Origin of the sequence: Aeromonas sp. DNRA1 (genome assembly GCF_963888745.1) — a bacterium.
GTDB lineage: Bacteria > Pseudomonadota > Gammaproteobacteria > Enterobacterales > Aeromonadaceae > Aeromonas > Aeromonas hydrophila.
On record NZ_CAWPKQ010000004.1, the window covers coordinates 365,275 to 383,168 of the forward strand.

Annotated in this window: 19 protein-coding genes; 11 read left to right on the forward strand and 8 right to left on the reverse strand. The window is 63.5% G+C overall.

Features of this window, described 5'->3' with window-relative positions; all coding sequences use genetic code 11:
• The first annotated feature begins 75 nt into the window (after positions 1-75).
• Genes glgB through msrB form a run of 3 tightly spaced genes read left to right on the forward strand, consistent with a single transcriptional unit; the run spans position 76 to position 4,843 of the window.
• Positions 76-2,253, forward strand: coding sequence for a 1,4-alpha-glucan branching protein GlgB (gene glgB, locus AACQ43_RS15445; protein WP_168967800.1), 2,178 nt, complete (start codon positions 76-78; stop codon positions 2,251-2,253).
• Positions 2,253-4,394 carry a glycogen debranching protein GlgX gene (gene glgX / locus AACQ43_RS15450; protein ID WP_168967801.1) on the forward strand — a complete coding sequence of 714 codons (2,142 nt, stop codon included), beginning with the start codon at positions 2,253-2,255 and terminating at the stop codon, positions 4,392-4,394. The genes glgB and glgX overlap by 1 nt, the downstream gene beginning before the upstream one ends.
• Positions 4,395-4,450: 56 nt before the next feature.
• Positions 4,451-4,843 carry a peptide-methionine (R)-S-oxide reductase MsrB gene (gene msrB, locus AACQ43_RS15455; protein ID WP_011707354.1) on the forward strand — a complete coding sequence of 131 codons (393 nt, stop codon included), beginning with the start codon at positions 4,451-4,453 and terminating at the stop codon, positions 4,841-4,843.
• Positions 4,844-4,923: 80 nt separating this feature from the next.
• On the opposite strand, the gene chrA is transcribed toward msrB, so the two are convergent.
• The 4 genes from chrA to AACQ43_RS15475 all read right to left on the reverse strand — a co-directional run bounded on the left by chrA (position 4,924) and on the right by AACQ43_RS15475 (position 8,351).
• Positions 4,924-6,075: a chromate efflux transporter gene (gene chrA / locus AACQ43_RS15460; RefSeq protein ID WP_168967802.1), complete on the reverse strand. Its 1,152-nt coding sequence runs from the start codon at positions 6,073-6,075 to the stop codon at positions 4,924-4,926.
• Between the two features lie 111 nt (positions 6,076-6,186).
• A complete protein-coding gene (locus AACQ43_RS15465) occupies positions 6,187-6,630 on the reverse strand; it encodes a nucleotide triphosphate diphosphatase NUDT15 (protein ID WP_106551782.1) in 444 nt (147 codons plus the stop codon).
• A gap of 187 nt (positions 6,631-6,817) precedes the next feature.
• On the reverse strand, positions 6,818-7,822 hold the full coding sequence (locus tag AACQ43_RS15470; RefSeq protein ID WP_124251724.1) for an NADP-dependent oxidoreductase: 1,005 nt from the start codon (positions 7,820-7,822) through the stop codon (positions 6,818-6,820).
• A gap of 82 nt (positions 7,823-7,904) precedes the next feature.
• Positions 7,905-8,351 (reverse strand): organic hydroperoxide resistance protein, encoded by a 447-nt coding sequence (locus AACQ43_RS15475; protein WP_168967803.1) that lies wholly within the window; start codon positions 8,349-8,351, stop codon positions 7,905-7,907.
• A gap of 142 nt (positions 8,352-8,493) precedes the next feature.
• On the opposite strand from AACQ43_RS15475, the gene AACQ43_RS15480 reads away from it, so the two are divergent.
• From AACQ43_RS15480 to AACQ43_RS15490, 3 genes are all read left to right on the forward strand, one after another.
• On the forward strand, positions 8,494-8,919 hold the full coding sequence (locus AACQ43_RS15480) for a MarR family winged helix-turn-helix transcriptional regulator (protein ID WP_016351946.1): 426 nt from the start codon (positions 8,494-8,496) through the stop codon (positions 8,917-8,919).
• 39 nt (positions 8,920-8,958) lie between these two features.
• A complete protein-coding gene (locus tag AACQ43_RS15485; protein WP_029302207.1) occupies positions 8,959-9,186 on the forward strand; it encodes a hypothetical protein in 228 nt (75 codons plus the stop codon).
• Positions 9,187-9,331: 145 nt separating this feature from the next.
• Positions 9,332-9,649 (forward strand): hypothetical protein, encoded by a 318-nt coding sequence (locus AACQ43_RS15490; protein WP_005304873.1) that lies wholly within the window; start codon positions 9,332-9,334, stop codon positions 9,647-9,649.
• A gap of 89 nt (positions 9,650-9,738) precedes the next feature.
• Here the strand turns inward: AACQ43_RS15490 and AACQ43_RS15495 are convergent, their stop codons facing one another.
• Positions 9,739-10,215 carry an Lrp/AsnC family transcriptional regulator gene (locus tag AACQ43_RS15495; protein ID WP_005304871.1) on the reverse strand — a complete coding sequence of 159 codons (477 nt, stop codon included), beginning with the start codon at positions 10,213-10,215 and terminating at the stop codon, positions 9,739-9,741.
• A gap of 117 nt (positions 10,216-10,332) precedes the next feature.
• On the opposite strand from AACQ43_RS15495, the gene AACQ43_RS15500 reads away from it, so the two are divergent.
• Entirely contained in the window at positions 10,333-10,548 is a 216-nt protein-coding gene (locus tag AACQ43_RS15500; protein WP_123785047.1) for a hypothetical protein, read from the forward strand.
• Here the strand turns inward: AACQ43_RS15500 and AACQ43_RS15505 are convergent.
• Entirely contained in the window at positions 10,524-11,144 is a 621-nt protein-coding gene (locus tag AACQ43_RS15505) for a helix-turn-helix transcriptional regulator (RefSeq protein ID WP_011707347.1), read from the reverse strand. The two genes, AACQ43_RS15500 and AACQ43_RS15505, sit on opposite strands and share 25 nt — an antisense overlap.
• A gap of 166 nt (positions 11,145-11,310) precedes the next feature.
• Between AACQ43_RS15505 and AACQ43_RS15510 the strand changes: the two genes are divergently transcribed.
• The gene (locus AACQ43_RS15510) at positions 11,311-12,552 is read left to right on the forward strand and encodes an MFS transporter (protein ID WP_168967804.1); all 1,242 of its coding nucleotides are present in this window, start codon (positions 11,311-11,313) and stop codon (positions 12,550-12,552) included.
• 212 nt (positions 12,553-12,764) lie between these two features.
• A complete protein-coding gene (locus AACQ43_RS15515) occupies positions 12,765-13,586 on the forward strand; it encodes a Cof-type HAD-IIB family hydrolase (RefSeq protein ID WP_168967805.1) in 822 nt (273 codons plus the stop codon).
• A 60-nt stretch (positions 13,587-13,646) separates the two neighbouring features.
• Here AACQ43_RS15515 and AACQ43_RS15520 read toward each other — a convergent pair whose 3' ends face one another.
• On the reverse strand, positions 13,647-14,210 hold the full coding sequence (locus AACQ43_RS15520; RefSeq protein ID WP_024945813.1) for a DUF2799 domain-containing protein: 564 nt from the start codon (positions 14,208-14,210) through the stop codon (positions 13,647-13,649).
• 208 nt (positions 14,211-14,418) lie between these two features.
• Between AACQ43_RS15520 and AACQ43_RS15525 the strand changes: the two genes are divergently transcribed.
• A complete protein-coding gene (locus AACQ43_RS15525) occupies positions 14,419-15,258 on the forward strand; it encodes an isopenicillin N synthase family dioxygenase (protein ID WP_024945812.1) in 840 nt (279 codons plus the stop codon).
• 214 nt (positions 15,259-15,472) lie between these two features.
• Complete coding sequence (locus tag AACQ43_RS15530) at positions 15,473-16,786, forward strand: sodium-dependent transporter (protein WP_168967806.1); 1,314 nt, start codon at positions 15,473-15,475, stop codon at positions 16,784-16,786.
• Here AACQ43_RS15530 and AACQ43_RS15535 read toward each other — a convergent pair whose 3' ends face one another.
• A complete protein-coding gene (locus AACQ43_RS15535) occupies positions 16,787-17,500 on the reverse strand; it encodes a substrate-binding periplasmic protein (protein ID WP_168967856.1) in 714 nt (237 codons plus the stop codon). It abuts the gene before it with no gap.
• Positions 17,501-17,894 lie beyond the last annotated feature (394 nt).

Below are 17,894 nucleotides of genomic sequence, written 5' to 3' on the forward strand. Positions count from 1 at the left end.
CCGACAAAACGTGACTCACTTACATCCGCTTCGGCCCAGGCCGGAGCGGATGCTCAGCTATGAAAGGAAATCTCGATGCTCGTTGAACGTTTGGTTGCAGCCCGCTGTTCCGATCCCTTCTCCCACTTAGGCCTGCAGGCCAATCCGGATGGGCCCGGCCTCAAGCTGACCGTCTGGTTACCCGATGCCCAGGCCGTACGGGTCAGGGATCTCAAGTCGGGCAAGATTGTTGCCACCCTGGCGCCCACCGATGATTCGGGCCTCTTTGAAACTGTTTTCACCCGCCGTAAAAATCCCTTCCCCTACCAGTTGCTTGCCGACTACCCAGATGCCAGCGTCGAGGTCATCGACCCCTATCAGTTCCAGGATGCGGGCTGGGCCGGGTTGGCGGAACTCACCTACCAGCCGGAAAACCTCTACCACACGCTCGGTGCCCAGCTGCGCACCGTGGCGCATCTGGACCAGCAAGTGGAGGGGGTGCGTTTTGCGGTCTATGCGCCGAGCGCCACTGCGGTGAGCCTCATCGGCGATTTCAACTTCTGGGATGGCCGTCGTCACCCGATGCAGCGCAGCCAGTGCGGTCACTGGGTGCTGTTCGTGCCGGGCCTCAAGGCCGGGGATCGCTACAAGTTTGAACTCAAAGACCCCATGGGCAACCGGCTGCCGCACAAGAGCGACCCGGTGGGTTTCTACTGCGAGCAGTACCCCTCGTTCGCCTCCGTGGTCTATGACCACGGCCAGTACCAGTGGCAGGATGCCGCCTGGCGCGAGAGCCAGCTCAACGACAAGCGCGAGCAGCCGCTCTCCATCTACGAGCTGCACGTGGGCTCCTGGAAGCGTCACCCCAACGGTGACAGCCTGAGCTGGCGCGAACTGGCGGTGGAGCTGGTGGATTACGTCAAGGGGATGGAGTACACCCACATCGAGTTGCTGCCGGTCTCCGAGCACCCGTTCAGCGGCTCCTGGGGCTACCAGCCAGTGGGCATGTTCTCGCCCACCAGCCGCTACGGCACCGCTGATGATTTCAAATACTTCGTCGACCAGTGCCACCAGGCCGGTATCGGCGTCATCCTTGACTGGGTGCCTGCCCATTTCCCGTCCGATGCCCACGGGCTAGCCCGCTTCGACGGCACTCCGCTCTACGAGTACGAGGATCCGCGCCGCGGTTGGCACCCGGACTGGAACTCCTACATCTATGACTTCGGCCGCAATACGGTGCGCCAGTTCCTGGTGGCCAGCGCCCTGTTCTGGCTCGACAAGTTCCACGTCGATGGCCTGCGGGTGGATGCGGTCGCCTCCATGCTCTATCTGGACTATTCCCGCAACGCCGGCGAGTGGGTGCCCAACGTCGATGGCGGCAACCACAACTACGAGGCGATCAGCCTGCTGAAGTGGACCAACGAGGAGGTGTACGGCAAGTACCCCCACGCCATGACCATCGCCGAGGAGTCCACCGCCTTTGCTGGAGTGTCCCGTCCCACCTTCCTGGGCGGCCTGGGTTTTGGCTTCAAGTGGAATATGGGCTGGATGCACGACACCCTCACCTACATGCAGAAAGAGCCCATTCACCGTCGCTACCACCACAACGACATGACCTTCTCCATGGTGTACCACTATGACGAGAACTTCATTTTGTCGCTCTCCCACGACGAGGTAGTGCATGGCAAGCACTCCATGCTCTACAAGATGCCGGGCGACGAGTGGCAGCAGGCGGCCAACCTGCGCGCCTACATGGGCTTCATGTATGCTCATCCCGGCAAGAAGCTCAACTTCATGGGCACCGAGATCGCCCAGAGCAACGAGTGGAATCACGATGCTCAGCTGCCCTGGCACCTGCTGCAATATCCCAAGCACGGTGGCCAGCAGCGGCTGATCCACGATCTCAACCATCTCTACCGTCATGAACCTGCCTTGTATCAGGCGGATTATGAGCAAAACGGCTTCCGCTGGCTGGATCACAACGACGCCGACAACAGCATCTTTGCCTGGCTGCGGGCCGACAAGCAGGGGGCCAACCCGCTGGTGGTAGCCTGCAACTTCACGCCGGTGCCGCGGCTTGCCTACCGGCTCGGGGTACCGGCGGCCGGCCACTACCGGGTGGTGCTCAACACCGACAGCGAGCATTACTGGGGCAGCAACTATGATGTGGGTCTGGTCTTCGTCGCCGAGCCGAACCCCTGGCAGGGGATGGCGCACAGCATAGTGCTGGATCTGCCGCCGCTCGCGACCTTGTTCATCAAACAGGAGTCTTGATGTTCGCAATGGAAAAGGGGCAGGACCATCCGCTGGGGGCCCTGCTCGACGAGACAGGTTGTCACTTCTGCGTATGGGCGCCGCAATCGGACAAGGTGGAGCTCTGCCTGTTCGACGAGCAGGAGCGGGAGCTGGCCCGCCTTGAGCTGCCCGGCCGGCGCGGTCAGTATCGCTTCGGCCATGTGCGCGGCGTCAAGGCCGGTCAGCGTTACGGCTACCGGGTGCATGGCACGCCCCAGGAGGGGATGCTGTTCGACCCTGACAAGCTGCTGATCGACCCCTACGCCAAGGCGCTCAGTCGCCCGACCCACTGGGATGACGCCCTCTATCAGGGGGACAGTGCGGCCATGGTGGCCAAATCCGTGGTGGTGGACGATGCCTTCGACTGGCAGGGAGTGGGCAAGCCCGCCATCGAGCCGGCTCGCACCGTCATCTATGAAACCCACGTCAAGGGCTTCACCCGTCAGCATCAGGGGGTGCCGAGCGAGCTGCGCGGCACCTATCTGGGCATCTGCCACCCGCTCATCATCGAGCATCTCAAATCCCTCGGCATCACCTCGGTGCAGTTGATGCCGGTGGCAGCCTTCATGTCCGAGCCCAGACTCGAGCAACTGGGGCTGACCAACTACTGGGGCTACAACCCCATCGCCTTCTTCGCCCCCGAGCCGCGCTATGCGGCGCAAGAGGCGGTGGCCGAGTTCAAGACCATGGTGCGCGAGCTGCACAAGGCCGGGCTCGAGGTGATCCTGGATGTGGTCTACAACCACACCGCGGAGTCGGGCTTCGACGGCCCCATGCTCTCTTTCAAGGGCTTTGACAACGCCGGTTACTACGCCTTCGAGGCGGGGGCGCACGGCCCCGATTACACTCGCCACGCCAACGTCACCGGCTGCGGTAACAGTGTCAATCTGGATCACCCCAACAGCCTGCGACTGGTGCTCGACGCCTTGCGCTACTGGGTCACCGAGATGCAGGTGGATGGTTTTCGCTTCGATCTGGCGGTCACCCTGGCCCGCGAGGCGGGCGAGTTCGACCCCATGGGGGCCTTCTTCAAGGCCATGATGGCGGACCCCGTGCTGGCACGGGTCAAGCTCATCGCCGAGCCCTGGGATATCGGCCCGTTTGGCTATCGGCTCGGCCAGTTCCCGAGCCAGTGGCTGGAGATCAACGACCGCTACCGCGACACGGTGCGCGCCTTCTGGCGCGGCGATGCGGGCAAGATGGGGGACTTTGCCACCCGGCTGGTGGGCTCACGGGATCTGTTCCCGAAGAACTGGCGCTCCCCCCATACCAGCGTCAACTACCTCTGCTATCACGACGGCTTCACCCTGGAAGATCTGGTCTCTTACAACCAGCGCCACAACCAGGCCAACGGCGAGGACAACCGGGACGGTCACGGCAACAACCTCTCCAACAACCACGGGGTGGAAGGGCCGACCCTGGATCCGCGGGTCAACAACCTGCGCCAGCAGCAGAAGCGCAACCTGATCGCCACCCTGCTGCTGTCGCAAGGCACTCCGCACTTTCTCGCTGGCGACGAGATGGGCCGCAGCCAGCTCGGCAACAACAACGCCTACTGCCAGGACAACCAGATCAGCTGGGTCAACTGGCAGTGGCGACCGGAGGATGAGCGGCTGCTCGCCTTCACCCAGCAGATGCTGGCGCTGCGGGCGGAGTCCACCGTCTTCTCCAACCTGCAGCTGAGCGACGACAGCTGGAACGGCGCCCCCAGCAGCTGCCACCAGGTCAACTGGTATCACCCGGACGGCCATCAGCTCACCGATCAGGACTGGCATGCCCCCATGGGACAGGCGTTCGCCATGGACATCGGCATGATCGGCTGCGGCGGGGAGCGCTGGTACGTGCTGTTCAACGCCAGCGACTACGACATCCAGTTCCGTCTGCCGCCGCCGGGGGAGGGGCTGGAGTGGATCCAGACCATCGACACCGCCACCAACGACGGGCTGCCGTTCCTGCCTGACGACATCAAGCGGCAGGTGGCGGTGGGCCGGGCCCACTCCCTCAAGCTGCTGGAGCGGGTCGCCCTGAGTGCGGTGGCGCTGGCCGAGGAGGGAGTGGTCGCCACCCCGGATGTTGCCGTCGTGTTGCCAACCGGATCACAGTTCCCGCTGGCGGGGTAGAGCGCGGCGCCCTGACTGGGTATGCTGGGCACCGATATTCACGGCAAGGAGTCAGTATGAGCGGCAACACCCCCAACCCCGAGCAGTGGCGCCGGCAGTTGAGCGCCGAGCAGTATCACGTCTGCTGGGAGAAGGGCACGGAGCGTCCCTACAGCGGCGCCCTGCTCCACAACCGCAAGAGCGGCGACTACCTGTGCGTCTGCTGCAAGCAGGTGCTGTTTCACTCGGATGCCAAGTTTGACTCGGGCTGCGGCTGGCCCTCGTTCGATCGGGCCATCGAGGGGACCGTGACCTACACCGAGGATGGCAGCCACGGCATGAAGCGGGTGGAGATCACCTGCAGCCAGTGCGGCTCCCACCTCGGCCACGTCTTCCCGGACGGGCCGACCGAAACCGGTCAGCGCTACTGCGTCAACAGCCTGAGTCTGGATTTCGATCCCGAGTCCTGAGTCTGGCGCCCGGCATGCATGCAAAAACGGCCCCCTGCCTTGGCAGGGGGCCGTTTCTTTGTGGCCGCAGCCTGGGCCTATCAGGCCAGCAGCAGGGTGGCGACCACCAGCAGGGTGGCCAGCGCCAGAATGGGCAGCTTGAGTACCCGCAGCAGATAGAAGCCGATGGCGGCCAGCGCCAGATCGGTAGGAGCCAGCACGGCGCTCTGCCAGACCGGCTGATAGAGCGCCGCCAGCAGCAGACCCACCACGGCGGCGTTGATACCGGCCACGGCACCGGCGAGGCGAGGGCGGGCCAGCCAGCTCTGCCAGCAGGGGCCCATGGCCCACAGCAGCAAAAAGCCGGGCAGGAACAGCGCCAGGGTCGCCAGCAGGGCGCCGCCTACCGGGCTGGCCGGCAGCAACTGGGCGCCGAGATAGGTCGCCAGGGTGAACATGGGGCCGGGCACCAGCTGGGCCAGGCTGTAGCCGGTCAGAAACTGCTGCTGATTGAGGCTGTGGCCCACGCTCTCCGCCAGCAGGGGCAGCACCACGTGGCCGCCGCCAAACACCAGGCTGCCGGCCCGGTAGAAGTCGGTAACCAGCTGGCCGACGGGGCCCCCCAGCAGTGGCAGGCCGACAAACAGCAGGGCAAACAGCAGCAGGGTGGGCCAGTGGGGTTGGCGCACAGGGATGGACTGAGCCGGCGAGGGCTGTGGGCCCGGTGTTTGCGGCGCCCCGACGCGGGCACAGAGCAGGGCAGCGCCCGCCAGCATGACGAGCTGGGTGAGCAGGCCGGGTTGCCACCAGAGGGCGGCCGCGGTGGCGACCATGATCCCCTGATTGCGCGTCGTCTTGCAAAACTGGCGGCTCATGGTGATCACCGCATCGGCGACCACCACCAGCGCCAGCAGCTTGAGACCGTGCAGGGCGGCATCGAGCCAGACGTTGTTGCCGAGCTGGCCCAGACCGATGGCGGCGGCCAGCAACAGCAGGAAGGAGGGGAGGGTGAAACCGGCGAAGGCGGCCAGTGCCCCACCGAGCCCGGCCCGCTGGCGGCCGATGGCAAAGCCGAGCTGGCTGGAGGCGGGGCCCGGCAGCAGCTGGCAGAGGGCCAGCAACTGGGCGAATTCGGCCTGGGTCAGCCAGCCCAGCCGCTCGACGAAGGTGCGCTGGAAGTAGCCTATGTGAGCGGCCGGCCCGCCAAAACTGATGCAGCCCAACCATAAAAACTGAATAAACACCTGCCCCACGTCCTCACTCCCTCGTTGTCATCATCGCCCCCGATGATATGACAAAGCGGTGACTTTTTTATGACAAATCAGGGGGCTGCTGGTAGGTCGCCGCACCTTGTCAGCCGCAGGTCACTCCATCGGCTGGCCTGGTTGGGGCAGATAGCAACGGCCAGCAAGCCAGCAGGCGATGGACTGGCGGCTGGCATCGAAGTGGGGCTCCGGCAGGTTGCGCGGGTCGCACCAGATCCAGCCTTCGCACTTCTCCGGCTCCAGCAGCTGGGGCTCTCCTTCTACCTCGGCCAGCAGGGTGACCGAGACATAGTGCAGGCCGCTTTCACGCCAGGTCTCCAGGTTGTTGGTGACGGCGATGACGCTGGGGTTGCTGATCTGAAAACCGGTCTCCTCGGCCACTTCCCGGATCGCTGCCGATTCGAACGTCTCTCCCAGTTCCAGATGGCCGCCGGCGATGGACCAGTAGGGGGCATGGCTGCCCTTGCGCTTGCCAAGCAGCACCTGGCCCTGGCGGTTGGTGAGGATTACGCCGACACCGACGCGGGGATAGGGGGTAGACATAAGAAGGGCTCCTTGCTGAGGGGGTGGTGGGGTAATGGGTTGGTCAGGATCACTCTGTCATCGACCGCCGACGCGGGGATAGGGAGTAGACATATGAGCTCCTTGCAAAGACGAGACAGACCATAAAAAACGGGCCCACCTTAGGGCGGATGGGCCCGTCATGCAAGCAGTCTACGGCGTCAGGCGATCACGCCAGCTTGACCAGCATCTTGCCGGTATTGCGCCCCTCGAACAGCCCGATGAAGGCCTGCGGCATGCTGGCGAGCCCCTGATAGACGGTCTCTTCGGCCTGCAGGGTGCCGGCGTCGAAGGCCGGGGTCACCTCGGCCAGAAACTCGCCGTAATGCTGCCAGTGATCGAACACGATCAGCCCTTGCATTGTGAGGCGTTTGCGGATCACCTGGGAGAGGTTGCGCGGGCCGCTCGCCTCGCTCTGGCCGTTGTACTGCTCGATGAGGCCGCACATCACGATGCGACCGTGCACCACCATGTGGTTGAGGGCGGCGTCCAGCATGGCGCCCCCCACGTTCTCGAAGTAGACATGGATCCCCTCCGGTGCCAGCCGGGCCAGCTCGGCATCGAGATCCGGGGTCTCACGGTAGTTGATCACCTCGTCGGCCCCCAGGCTCTTGAGGTAGGCCACCTTGTCGGCCGACCCGGTGGAGCCGATGACGCGGGCCCCCGCCCGTTTGGCAAGCTGCACCACCATGGAGCCGACGGCGCCGGAGGCAGCCGACACCAGCACGGTTTCACCGGCCTGCAGCTTGGCGATGCGGTTGAGCCCGGTCCAGGCGGTCATACCCGGCATGCCGAGGGCGCCGAGAAAGAGCTGGGGCGGCAAGCGGGTGTCGGGCAGGCGGGTCAGCTGGGCGCCATTGGCGACGAAACGATCGCGCCAGCCCAGCATGCTGCTCACCCGGTCGCCCACCGCGAAGTCCGGGTGACGGGAGGCTTCCACCACGCCGATGGCGCCGCCATCGAGGGGGCCGTTGAGGGGGAAGGGGGGCACATAGCTCTTGGCTTCGCTCATGCGACCGCGCATGTAGGGATCCACCGACAGCCACTGGTTGGCGACCTGCACCTCTCCTTCTTGCAGCTCGGGCAGAGCCACCTCGGTCAGGGTGAAATCGGCCAGGCTGGGCAGGCCGACCGGGCGACGCAGCAGCTGGATCTGATGGCTGGACTGATTCATGGTTTTTTCTCCAGTGTGAGGGGGGTTGGCAACCTGCGAGTCGCCAGCATGGCTATTTCCAAGGGGTTGAGGCTGAACGGGTTCACGCCGTCTCATCCAGCGGGGCGCCGTTGAGCAGCAGCCGGGTGACCACATTGCCCCGCATGGCGTTGGAGAAGGGGCAGGTCTGGTGGGCCAGCCGCACTATCTGCTCGGCCTGCGCCGCTTGTTCAGGTTGGGTCGCAGCGAGCGCTACGTCCAGCGTGATGGCGAAGTTGAAGCGGCCATCGTCCAGCGCCAGCAACTCGACCCCGGCGGTGACGGGAGCACTGGAGAGGGGCGCACCGAGTTTGTGGGCCACGTGGATCAGCGCATTGGAGAAACAGGCGGCATAACCGGCGGCCAGCAGCTGCTCCGGGTTGTTGCCCTTGCCGTTGCCACCGAGGGCGGTCGGCAGGGCCAGTGCCAGCTGCAGGCTGTTGTCCAGGGTGTGAACCTCACCGTTGCGGCCGGCCTGGGCGATGGCTTGAGTGCGATAGAGCGTCTTCATGTCGGGGTCTCTGATTTTGTTTGTGTGCAAAGTAAATCCAGACTAATCCCGAAAATACGGGCTGACAACTATTTTGTGTGCAAATTATTCGACCCCCGATTTTCCTGGGGTATACTGGCCCCAGTCGTCAGCGAGGTGCCCCATGAGTGAATTGAAAAAGCAGGTCTGTTTTGCCCTCTACAGTGCCTCCAACGCGGTGATGCGGGCCTATCGGCCGCTGCTGGACAAGCTGGATCTCACCTACACCCAGTATCTGGTGATGCTGTCGCTGTGGGCGCGGGACGAGGTCAGCCTCAAGGAGATCGGTCAGGAGACCGGGCTGGATGCGGGCACTCTGACCCCCATCGTCAAGCGGCTGGAGAGCAAGGGCTGGTTGACCCGCACCGTCTCCAGCGAGGATGAGCGGCAAAAATGCATCGGCCTGACCGAGGCGGGGCGTCAGCTGCAGCAGGAGGTGAGGGAATGCTGTCTGGCGGACAACTTGCGCAATCAGGTGGATCTGGCCGATGCTGAACTGGCCCAGCTCAAGCAGCTCTGCGATCGCATCTCGGCCCAGTTGGGGCGTTGAGTGCGGCCCATCCATCCATCCAGCCTGAGGATCCACCCCATGAAACTCCTGTTGCCCCTGTTTGCCCTGTTGCTGACCGCCTGCAGTTCTGGCCCCCATGCCCCTTCGATGGCCATCGACGATGCCGATGCCTGGCAGGCTATCTGCAAGGACGGTACCCGGGTGCGGGCCGTGGTGGAGGAGGGGATCTGTGCGGATCATCGCGGTGTTGCCATGTGGACGAATAAGCCAAGAGCCGCACGGATGGCAGAGGAAGCCGCCAAATAGTGTGATCCAGGCGCCATAAAATGACACAACCGGCCGACTGGCCGGTTTTTTTCGCGATCCCGTCGGCACTTTGCCATCTTGTTCATGGTGCGCTCAGTTTTCTCTTCCCATACTGGCCCTACAGTTCCAAAAGAGGAGAGACGAGATGCAATCATCGTTGGTTGGGCTCTCCATTCTGTGGGGGCTGGCCAGTTTTGGTGTTCAGGGGGATTTCATCGAGAGCCGTGATTCCGTTGCGCCATCCTGGCAAGCCGAGTCCAGAGTGGAGATGGAAGGTTATCTGATCGAGTCGCTGGGTGAAGATCGCTGGCTGTTCGACAACGGCAGCGAGAGCCTGCTGGTCTCCCTGCCCCAGGGGCAGTGGGTGCCGACTGGCGAACGGCTGCGGGTCAGCGGCGAGCCCCAGCAGGAGCAGGCCGGCTGGCTGTTGCAGGTGCAGGATGTCAGCCAGGTAGCGGTCTGAGTGCAGGCCGCTGACTGTGGATAAAAGAAAAGGAGGCCAGTGGCCTCCTCTTCTTTTATCCGGTCTGGCCCGCCGATCAGGGCTGGCGGTCAGCCCAGATGGTTGAGCGGCAGCGCCGTCTTGTGCTTGATCCGGCGCAGCACGAAGCTGGAGCGCACCCCGGTCACCCCCGGAATGTGGGTCAGCTTGTCCAGCAGGAAGTGCTGGTAGTGCTCCATGTCCCGCACCACCACCTTGAGCTGGTAGTCGGCGTCGTTGCCGGTGATGAGGTCACATTCGAGCACTTCGGGCAGCTCACTGATGGCGCGGTCAAAATTTTCAAACCGCTCCGGGGTGTGCCGGTCCATGGAGATGTGAATGTAGGCGGTGAGGGTCAGCCCCAGTTGACGGGCGTTGAGCAGGGTGACGTGGGTGTCGATGAGACCGGCATCCTCCAGCGCCTTGACCCGGCGAGAGCAGGGGGAGGGGGAGAGCCCGACCAGCTCGGCCAGCTCCAGGTTGCTGATGCGGCCATTCTCCTGCATCAACTCCAGAATATGCCTGTCTATGCGATCAAGTTTCAGCATTCTCCGTTCCTCGTTGCAATTACTAATTCACTTTTCCTAGATTAAGGGTGAACTATTGCAAAAACAACTGAAAATACATGCTACTTCGCAACCACTCACCGGGCCGGCAGGGATACCATGGTTACATCTTCCGGTGGCAAGACAGAAACCCAACCCGGTCTCTGTGGTGAAGGACCTTACCGGGTCAACAACCCCATCAGCCGTCTCACCTTATCGGGCAACGACGGGCTGGAACGAGAGCATCCCCTCCCCGAAGGCAACAAAGCAGGCATCCCGGCGCCTGCTTTGTTGTTTCTGGCGTTTGCGGATCAGGGCTGCGGCCTGATGCGATAGAGGCAGCGGTGATCCCCCTCCAGCAGATACTGCTCCCGCTCCACCCCGGCCGGTGCCAGCAAGCGGCGAAACATCTCCAGCTCGCTGCGACAAAAGCCCCGACAGGCCCGCGCCGCCGCGCAGATGGGGCAGTGGCTCTCCCACAGCAGCCAGCTGCCATCCTCCTCCTGGCGAAAATCCGCCATATAGCCCTCTCGCGTGCGTTGCGCCGTCAGTGCCGCCAGCCTGTCGGCCAGCGCCGGCTGGGTCAGCTCGGCCTGATAGCGGGCCAGCTGCTGCTGCTCTCGCTGGGCGATCAGCCGCTCCATGCCCACCTCGCCAAACAGCTGCTGGATGTTGTCGATAAGCTGCAGCGTCAGTTCGCTGTGACTGTCGGGGAAGCGTTGCCAGGCCTGCTCGGTCAGATGCCACAAGCGTACCGGTCGACCGCGCCCGCGGGCCTCGTCGTTGAAACTCACCCAGCCGTCGGCCTCCAGCGTCATCAGGTGCTGGCGGGCACCCATGGAGGTCATCTGCAACTGCTCTCCCAGCTCGGCGGCGCTCTGTGGCCCGTGGCTCTTGAGCAGAAACAGTATCTTGTCGGTGCTGGCGTTCATGGCAAGGCTCTCATCGTCGGCAGGTGCGACCGCTTGCGCGGCAGCGGTTCTGGCATGGATAAGAGCATTATGGGGAGGGGGATTTTTTAAATCAACAATTCGCTTTACTTAATCAGGATTGATTGCCAGCATAAATAAACCAATAACTTTATTTAATGGGGCGAACATGGAAGGGATCAAGGGGCAGGCCAGCCTGTGGGTATTGGTGATGACGGTGACGCTGGCGGTGGCGGGCTTCAGTCTGCCGTCTCCGGTGCTGGCGCCGCTGTTGCTGGATCCGGCCCAGGGCATGCTGACACCGGCAGCGTCGGACTGGAGCCGCAAGGTATGGCTGGGGGTCATCATGGGGCTCTATCCGCTGTTTCAGCTGGTAGGGGCTCCCTGGCTCGGCAAGCTCTCCGATCGCCATGGCCGCAAGCCGGTGCTGACCCTCTGTCTGGTGGGCGTGCTGGTGGGCTACGCCCTGATGGCGCTGGGGATCGCCTGGCGATCCTTGCCGCTGTTGTTGCTGAGCCGGGTGGTGGAGGGCTTCTTCAACGGTGACATCGCCATCGTGCAGGCCATGGCGGCCGACATGAGCACCGCCAAAACCAAGGCGCGCAGCTTCGCCTGGATCAACATCGGCATGAACCTGGGCTGGGTGGTGGGCCCCATGATCGGTGGCTATGCCGCCGTGGTGTCCGGCGATTACAGCCTGGCGGCCTGGCTGGCGGTGGTCATGACCCTGGTCAATCTGCTGCTGGTGCTCTGGCTGCTGCCCAATCGGCCGGCGGCGGCCCGCAGTGATCAGCCGCCACCGGCCCTCTCTTCCCGCCAGCTGCTGCTGCAACCGGCGCTGCTGCCCTACTTCGTGCTGACCCTGCTCAGCTACGGCGCGGTGCAGCTCTACTTCACCTACTTCAACGTCTGGCTGGTGGAGCGGCTGGCCTGGGATCCGGTGCAGCTGGCGCAGGCCGCCGTAATGGTGAGCGTGCCCATGATCCTGGGAGCCTGGCTGGGCTCCCGCCTGGCTCGCCATTGGCGCGGCAGCAGTCTGGGGGTGGCCGGTCATCTGGTGATGGCGGCAGGCATGCTGATGTTCGTGCTGCCCGGCCACTGGTGGGGGCTGGCTCTCACCTTTATTCCCACTGGCATCGGCATGAGTCTGGGGGAGCTGGCGACCTCGGTGGCGGTCTCCAACCGCAGCCATGCCGAGCAGCAGGGGCAGGCGATGGGGCTCTATCGCGGGCTGGCGGTGGGCAGCGAGATCCTGGCGGTGGTGGTCGGCAGTCTGGTGCTGCTGGCGGGCACCGAGTGGCCCTTCTATCTGGCGGCGCTGTGCAGCCTGCTCTGTGCCATCGGCTTCTATGGCCTGCGCCGGGCGGCGGATCGGCGGCAGCGGCTCGACGTCCAGGTAGAAGCCGGCTGACGGGATCACAGAACGACGCAGAGGGGGCAACCGGCGCTTGCATCGTGGCGCCGACTCTGGGACGGTATGGCTCTTTGCCTTGCTTGCCCGATCGCTCGGTGCTGCCCGCTATGCTCAGCCTTTGGCGGTGGCATGAATCGTTATCAGGCCATTACGTTGAAATCGGGTTGGTATGGCGCTGCATTCATTCGTTTCGACATGTTGGAGGTGATATGAGTCGTTTTCAGGCCATTGCGTTGGATATGGACGGTACCCTGCTGACCAGGGATCACAAGATCTCGTCCGCCACCCGGGCCGCGCTGGCCCAGGCCCGTGCCCACGGCATCAAGGTGCTGCTGGTGACGGGGCGCCACTTCATGACGGCCCGTCCTTTCCATCACGAGCTGGCCCTCGACACCCCCATCATCTGCAGCAACGGCGCCTACCTCTATGATCCGGTGCAGGAGCAGATCCAGGTCGGGGATCCGCTGGCGGTGGCCCCCCTCAGCCGGCTGCTGGCGGAGGTGCAGGCGCACCAGATGGGGGCCCTGTTCCACCTCGACGAGGGGATCGGTTACCTCGGTTGCGAGGAGCATGTGACCAGGATGCGCCACTGGTCGGCGACCCAGCCAGATCATCTCAAGATCTCCCTGCTGCCGGCGGAGGATCTGGCGAGCTGGCTCAGCCGGCCAGTCTGGAAGCTGGAGCTGTTCAACCAGGATCCCGCCCTGCTCCATCGCTTCATGGCTGAGGTGGTCGAACAGCTGCCCTTCACCCGTGACTGGGCGGCGCCCTATGCGGTGGAGCTGGTGCAACCCGGCTGCAGCAAGGGCAACCGGCTGGCCCAGTGGGCGGCGAGCGAGGGGATCGCGATGGAGAACGTGGTGGCGTTTGGCGACAACAACAACGACATCAGCATGTTCGAGCAGGTGGGGCTGGCGGTGGCCATGGGCAACGCGGCGTCACAGATCCAGGCGCTGGCGGATCGGGTCACCGCCGATCACAACGAAGATGGCATCGCACTGGCGCTGCAGCGCTGGGTCCTGCCGGCCTGAGAGGAAGAAACAGAGAGGGACAGAAACAGAAAGGGGCCATGTCGGCCCCTTTTTGGTTTGTCAGTTCCCGAAGGAGAACTTGATCACCCGATCCGGGAAGCGGATCCGGTTGTAGTCACGGCGCAGCCCTTCGTAGTGACGGATGGCGCGCTCGCGCTGGGCGCGGTAGTAGTCGCGCTGCTTGCTGTCGTTCTCGTTGCGGATCTGGCGCTCCAGCGTCTCGATGTCGCGCTCGGTCCGCTCCATGTCGCTCTTGAGGTCGCTGAGCTGTTTCTCCACCAGGTACTCCTGGCGGCCGCGATCGTACTGGGTCAGGAAGCTGGCATCGTTGGGACAGACGCCCTGATACTCGGCGCCGGACTTGCCCTTGCTGTAGGCGAGCTCTGGAATGCAGTAGAGCTCCAGCCCCTTGGCATAACCCCGTTTCCACTCCGCTTCGTCTACCTTGAGGCCGTATTCGCCGCAGGTCGAGACGTAGTCGCGGGTGGCGGCCCGGGTTTTGCCCTGTTCGCCATCCTGATAACCCAGGTTGTACCAGCTCATGGTGCGGCACTCTTCTTCCGACAGCGAACTGCAACCGGCGAGCAGGAAAGGCAGGGTCAGCAACAGGATCTTGGGGGACATGGACGACGGGCTCCGAGAGGAATGATGGGGGCATTCTAGAGAGGATGCCGGGGCAGGACAAGGGATGAAAAACGGTGCTGGCCGGCGCCGTTTTCTGAGCGATTTGTCACTATTTGCGCGGGCTGGCGGCGTGGCGGCCCGCGCCCTTTCCTTGTTGTCGGTCACGGGGTAAACTGCGCCATCTTTTAACTGGCGCGTAACAAAAATAATGAAAGTCCTGACCGTCGATTACCGCTCGCCCGATGCGGCGCAGCGCTTCACCGAATCCCTGCGGACCACCGGCTTCGGGGTACTGACCAATCACCCCATCCCGAAAGAGCTGGTGCAGTCCATCTATGACAACTGGTACCGCTTCTTCATGAGCGAGCAGAAGCAGGATTTCCTGTTCAATCGCGAGACCCAGGACGGCTACTTCCCGCCGTCGGTGTCCGAGGTGGCCAAGGGCCACAGCCAGAAGGACATCAAGGAGTACTTCCACCTCTATCCCTGGGGCCAGATGCCGGCGGAGCTGAAAGAGCAGGCGATGGAGTACTACCGTCTCGCCAACAACCTGGCGGCCGAGCTGCTGGGCTGGGTCGAGCAGTATACCCCGAGCGATATCGCCGCCCACTACAGCTGCCCACTCTCCTCCATGATCGAAGAGAGCCAGAAGACCTTGCTGCGGGTGCTGCACTACCCGCCGTTCGACGGCACCGAGGAGCCGGGTGCCATCCGCGCCGCCGCCCATGAAGACATCAACCTGCTGACCATCCTGCCTGCCGCCAACGAGCCGGGCCTGCAGGTGAAGGGTTCCGACGGCGAGTGGATGGACGTACCGTGCGATTTTGGCACTCTCATCATCAACATCGGTGACATGCTGCAGGAGGCCTCCCATGGCTACTACCCCTCCACCACCCACAGGGTCATCAACCCGACCGGCGGCAGCGCCAGCAAGTCTCGCATCTCCCTGCCGCTGTTCCTCCATCCGCGCCCGGACGTGGTGCTCTCCGAGCGTCACACCGCCCACAGCTACCTGATGGAACGGCTGCGGGAGCTGGGGGTGATCTAGTCCCCGAACCTGGCTCACCACCCTGTAAAACCGGAGCAAAATTGCTCCGGTTTTTATTTGTTGGCAGGATTGCTCGTTAAATGAAATTTAATTGGTCAATGATGCCAATAATGCGCGTTTTATCCAGATAAGCGGCGTTGTGATTGCGCAGCCCCCCCCGTACTCTGAGCGTCATTCTGGGCCCCTTGTGGCGGGCCCCACGGTTGGAGTTCTTATGAAGCAGTCCCAATGGTCATCCCGGCTCGGTTATATCCTGGCCGCCGCCGGTTCCGCAGTCGGTCTCGGCGCTATCTGGAAGTTCCCCTATGTGACGGCCGCCAACGGCGGCGGCGCCTTCCTGCTGGTGTTTCTGCTGTTCAGCTTCACCCTGGGGGTGGCGGTGCTGATGGGGGAGACCTTGCTCGGCAGTCTGAGCCGACGCGGGGTGGTGGGGGCCTTCGGTGAACTGATGGGCAAGCGCTGGTGTTGGGTCGGCGCCATGGGGCTGCTCAGCAGCCTGCTCATCTACAGCTTCTACAGCGTGGTGGGTGGCTGGACCCTGGGCTACACCGGCATGGCACTGGCGGGCAGTCTGCAGCACGGCGACGGTGCGGCCCTCACCGCCCGTTTCAACGACTATGTGGGTGACCCGCTCTGGCCGGTGCTGACCCACCTGCTGTTTGCCGGGCTCACCTGGTGGTTCGTGCAGGGTGGCGTGCAGAAGGGGGTGGAGCGCACCCTGCGCTGGATGATGCCGGCCCTGTTCATCATGATCCTGATGCTGGTGGCCTTCGGCCTTACCTTGCCCAACGCCATGGCCGGGGTACGCCACTTCCTGATGCCGGACTTCAGCAAGCTCGGCATGTCCGGCGTGCTCGACGCCATGGGGCTGGCCTTCTTCTCCCTCTCCATCGGCCTTGGCATTCACACCACCTATGGCGCCTACCTGCCCTCCAGTGACGGGGTCGGCCGCTCCAGCCTCTGGGTGGTGCTGCTGGCAAGCCTCATCGCCGTGCTGGCGGGCTTGATGATCTTCCCGGTGCTGGCAGCGACCGGCATCGATCCTGCCTCCGGCCCGGGTCTCACCTTCATGACCATGCCGGCGGTGTTCCAGCAGTTGCCGTTCGGCCAGGGGCTGGCGGTGGTGTTCTTCGCCTTGCTGGTGGTGGCGGCGCTGTCATCGGCCATCTCGCTGCTGGAACACCTGCAGTGCTTCGTCAGCGAAGGCTTGGGCTGGTCACGGCGGGCCGCTTGCGGCCTCATCACCGCACTGGTGATGGCGGGGGGGATTCCGGTCAGCCTGTCGTTCGGACCCTGGGCCCAGGTGACCCTGTTTGGCAAGAACATCTTCGAGCTGCTCGATTTCGTCACCTCCAACCTGATGATGCCCATGTTCGGGTTGGCGCTCACCCTGCTGCTGGGTTGGAAACTGGGTCGCCAGGCGTTGCCCGCCGGGCTGGCGCTGCACTGGCGTACTCTGGTGATGGGTTGCTGGCGCTGGCTGGCGCCGCTGCTGATCGGCGGCATCCTGGTGCGCGGGCTGGTGTAATCAGGGTTGGCGGATGGGCTGCTGCGCCTGCTGGTGACGGTCTCTGACCTTGTCGATGGCCGCCTGCCAGCGGGCGATCACTGCGTCATCTTCGCTCTTCGAGAAGACGATGTAGAGCCAGTTCTCCTGCAGCAGCCCGGAGTTCACCACGCTGCGGGGGGAGAACTTCATCTTGGCCAGGATGGCCGGCATGATCTGCTCCCCCATGGGGAAGGCGTCTATCTTGCCGAGCACCAGTCGTTCGATGGCGTCTTCGATGGTTTGGCAGCGCACCAGGTTGGTGTAGCCCTCGCGGGTGAGCAGCTCGTCATCGGCGTTGCCGAGCAGCACGCCGACCCGCGCCAGCTGGCGCAGTTGGGCCAGATCGGTCAGCGGCTGGCTGCCCCTGGTTTGGTAGATCACCACCCGGTTCAGAAACAGCGGCCCCACCCACTTGAACTGGGGCTCCCGCTGGGGCGTGCGCAGAATGACGAACAGGGCGAAGCCGGGCTCGACCCGGGTCAGCGCCAGCGCCCGCTTGAGGGGGTAGATCTTGATGGGGTAGTCGACCCCCATCTCCTGCTGGGCCTCCTGCACCAGTTGCACCGCCAGCCCACCGAGCTTGCCGTTACTGGTGTGGGTAAAGGGGGGCAGTTCGTGGCTGAGCAGGGTCAGCGGGGGTTGCGTTGCCTGCGCCAGGCCGGGCAACAGTAGCCAGGGCAGCAGCCATTTCATCCAGTATCGGGGCAGGAGCGTCACGTCGGTACATCCATGTTGCGCAAGGGAGTGGCAGGGCGGGCCAGCTACATATGGTTGCATCTGGCCCGCCCAAGCTAAGACTATTATCGTTCAAGGCCGTGGGCGGGGAGGCTGCGGCGCTGATTTTTGACGCCGGCCGCATGAAAACAAGATTTTTTTGGCCACATGAAAAAAAGTTTGGTCATGTTGTGTCAATTTTTCTTTCCATGGTTTAGGCTGTGATCCCTTTCAGCATTCAGATCAGATTATTCATGTCACGTCGCGTTGTCCTGTTCGGTCGATTTTTTAGCTCGCAAGAGAGGTGACCTTGCACGCGCAGTTTGTCTGAATGTTCATTGCAAAGGTCGCCACCAGGCGGCCTTTTTTGTTG

What these genes read in the sequence shown, in the direction of transcription:
- glgB (WP_168967800.1), top strand. Translation starts at nt 76, where the DNA reads ATGCTCGTTGAACGTTTGGTTGCAGCCCGCTGTTCCGATCCCTTCTCC.
- glgX (WP_168967801.1), top strand. Translation starts at nt 2,253, where the DNA reads ATGTTCGCAATGGAAAAGGGGCAGGACCATCCGCTGGGGGCCCTGCTC.
- msrB (WP_011707354.1), top strand. Translation starts at nt 4,451, where the DNA reads ATGAGCGGCAACACCCCCAACCCCGAGCAGTGGCGCCGGCAGTTGAGC.
- AACQ43_RS15465 (WP_106551782.1), bottom strand. Translation starts at nt 6,630, where the DNA reads ATGTCTACCCCCTATCCCCGCGTCGGTGTCGGCGTAATCCTCACCAAC.
- AACQ43_RS15470 (WP_124251724.1), bottom strand. Translation starts at nt 7,822, where the DNA reads ATGAATCAGTCCAGCCATCAGATCCAGCTGCTGCGTCGCCCGGTCGGC.
- AACQ43_RS15475 (WP_168967803.1), bottom strand. Translation starts at nt 8,351, where the DNA reads ATGAAGACGCTCTATCGCACTCAAGCCATCGCCCAGGCCGGCCGCAAC.
- AACQ43_RS15480 (WP_016351946.1), top strand. Translation starts at nt 8,494, where the DNA reads ATGAGTGAATTGAAAAAGCAGGTCTGTTTTGCCCTCTACAGTGCCTCC.
- AACQ43_RS15485 (WP_029302207.1), top strand. Translation starts at nt 8,959, where the DNA reads ATGAAACTCCTGTTGCCCCTGTTTGCCCTGTTGCTGACCGCCTGCAGT.
- AACQ43_RS15490 (WP_005304873.1), top strand. Translation starts at nt 9,332, where the DNA reads ATGCAATCATCGTTGGTTGGGCTCTCCATTCTGTGGGGGCTGGCCAGT.
- AACQ43_RS15495 (WP_005304871.1), bottom strand. Translation starts at nt 10,215, where the DNA reads ATGCTGAAACTTGATCGCATAGACAGGCATATTCTGGAGTTGATGCAG.
- AACQ43_RS15500 (WP_123785047.1), top strand. Translation starts at nt 10,333, where the DNA reads ATGGTTACATCTTCCGGTGGCAAGACAGAAACCCAACCCGGTCTCTGT.
- AACQ43_RS15505 (WP_011707347.1), bottom strand. Translation starts at nt 11,144, where the DNA reads ATGAACGCCAGCACCGACAAGATACTGTTTCTGCTCAAGAGCCACGGG.
- AACQ43_RS15510 (WP_168967804.1), top strand. Translation starts at nt 11,311, where the DNA reads ATGGAAGGGATCAAGGGGCAGGCCAGCCTGTGGGTATTGGTGATGACG.
- AACQ43_RS15515 (WP_168967805.1), top strand. Translation starts at nt 12,765, where the DNA reads ATGAGTCGTTTTCAGGCCATTGCGTTGGATATGGACGGTACCCTGCTG.
- AACQ43_RS15520 (WP_024945813.1), bottom strand. Translation starts at nt 14,210, where the DNA reads ATGTCCCCCAAGATCCTGTTGCTGACCCTGCCTTTCCTGCTCGCCGGT.
- AACQ43_RS15525 (WP_024945812.1), top strand. Translation starts at nt 14,419, where the DNA reads ATGAAAGTCCTGACCGTCGATTACCGCTCGCCCGATGCGGCGCAGCGC.
- AACQ43_RS15530 (WP_168967806.1), top strand. Translation starts at nt 15,473, where the DNA reads ATGAAGCAGTCCCAATGGTCATCCCGGCTCGGTTATATCCTGGCCGCC.
- AACQ43_RS15535 (WP_168967856.1), bottom strand. Translation starts at nt 17,500, where the DNA reads ATGAAATGGCTGCTGCCCTGGCTACTGTTGCCCGGCCTGGCGCAGGCA.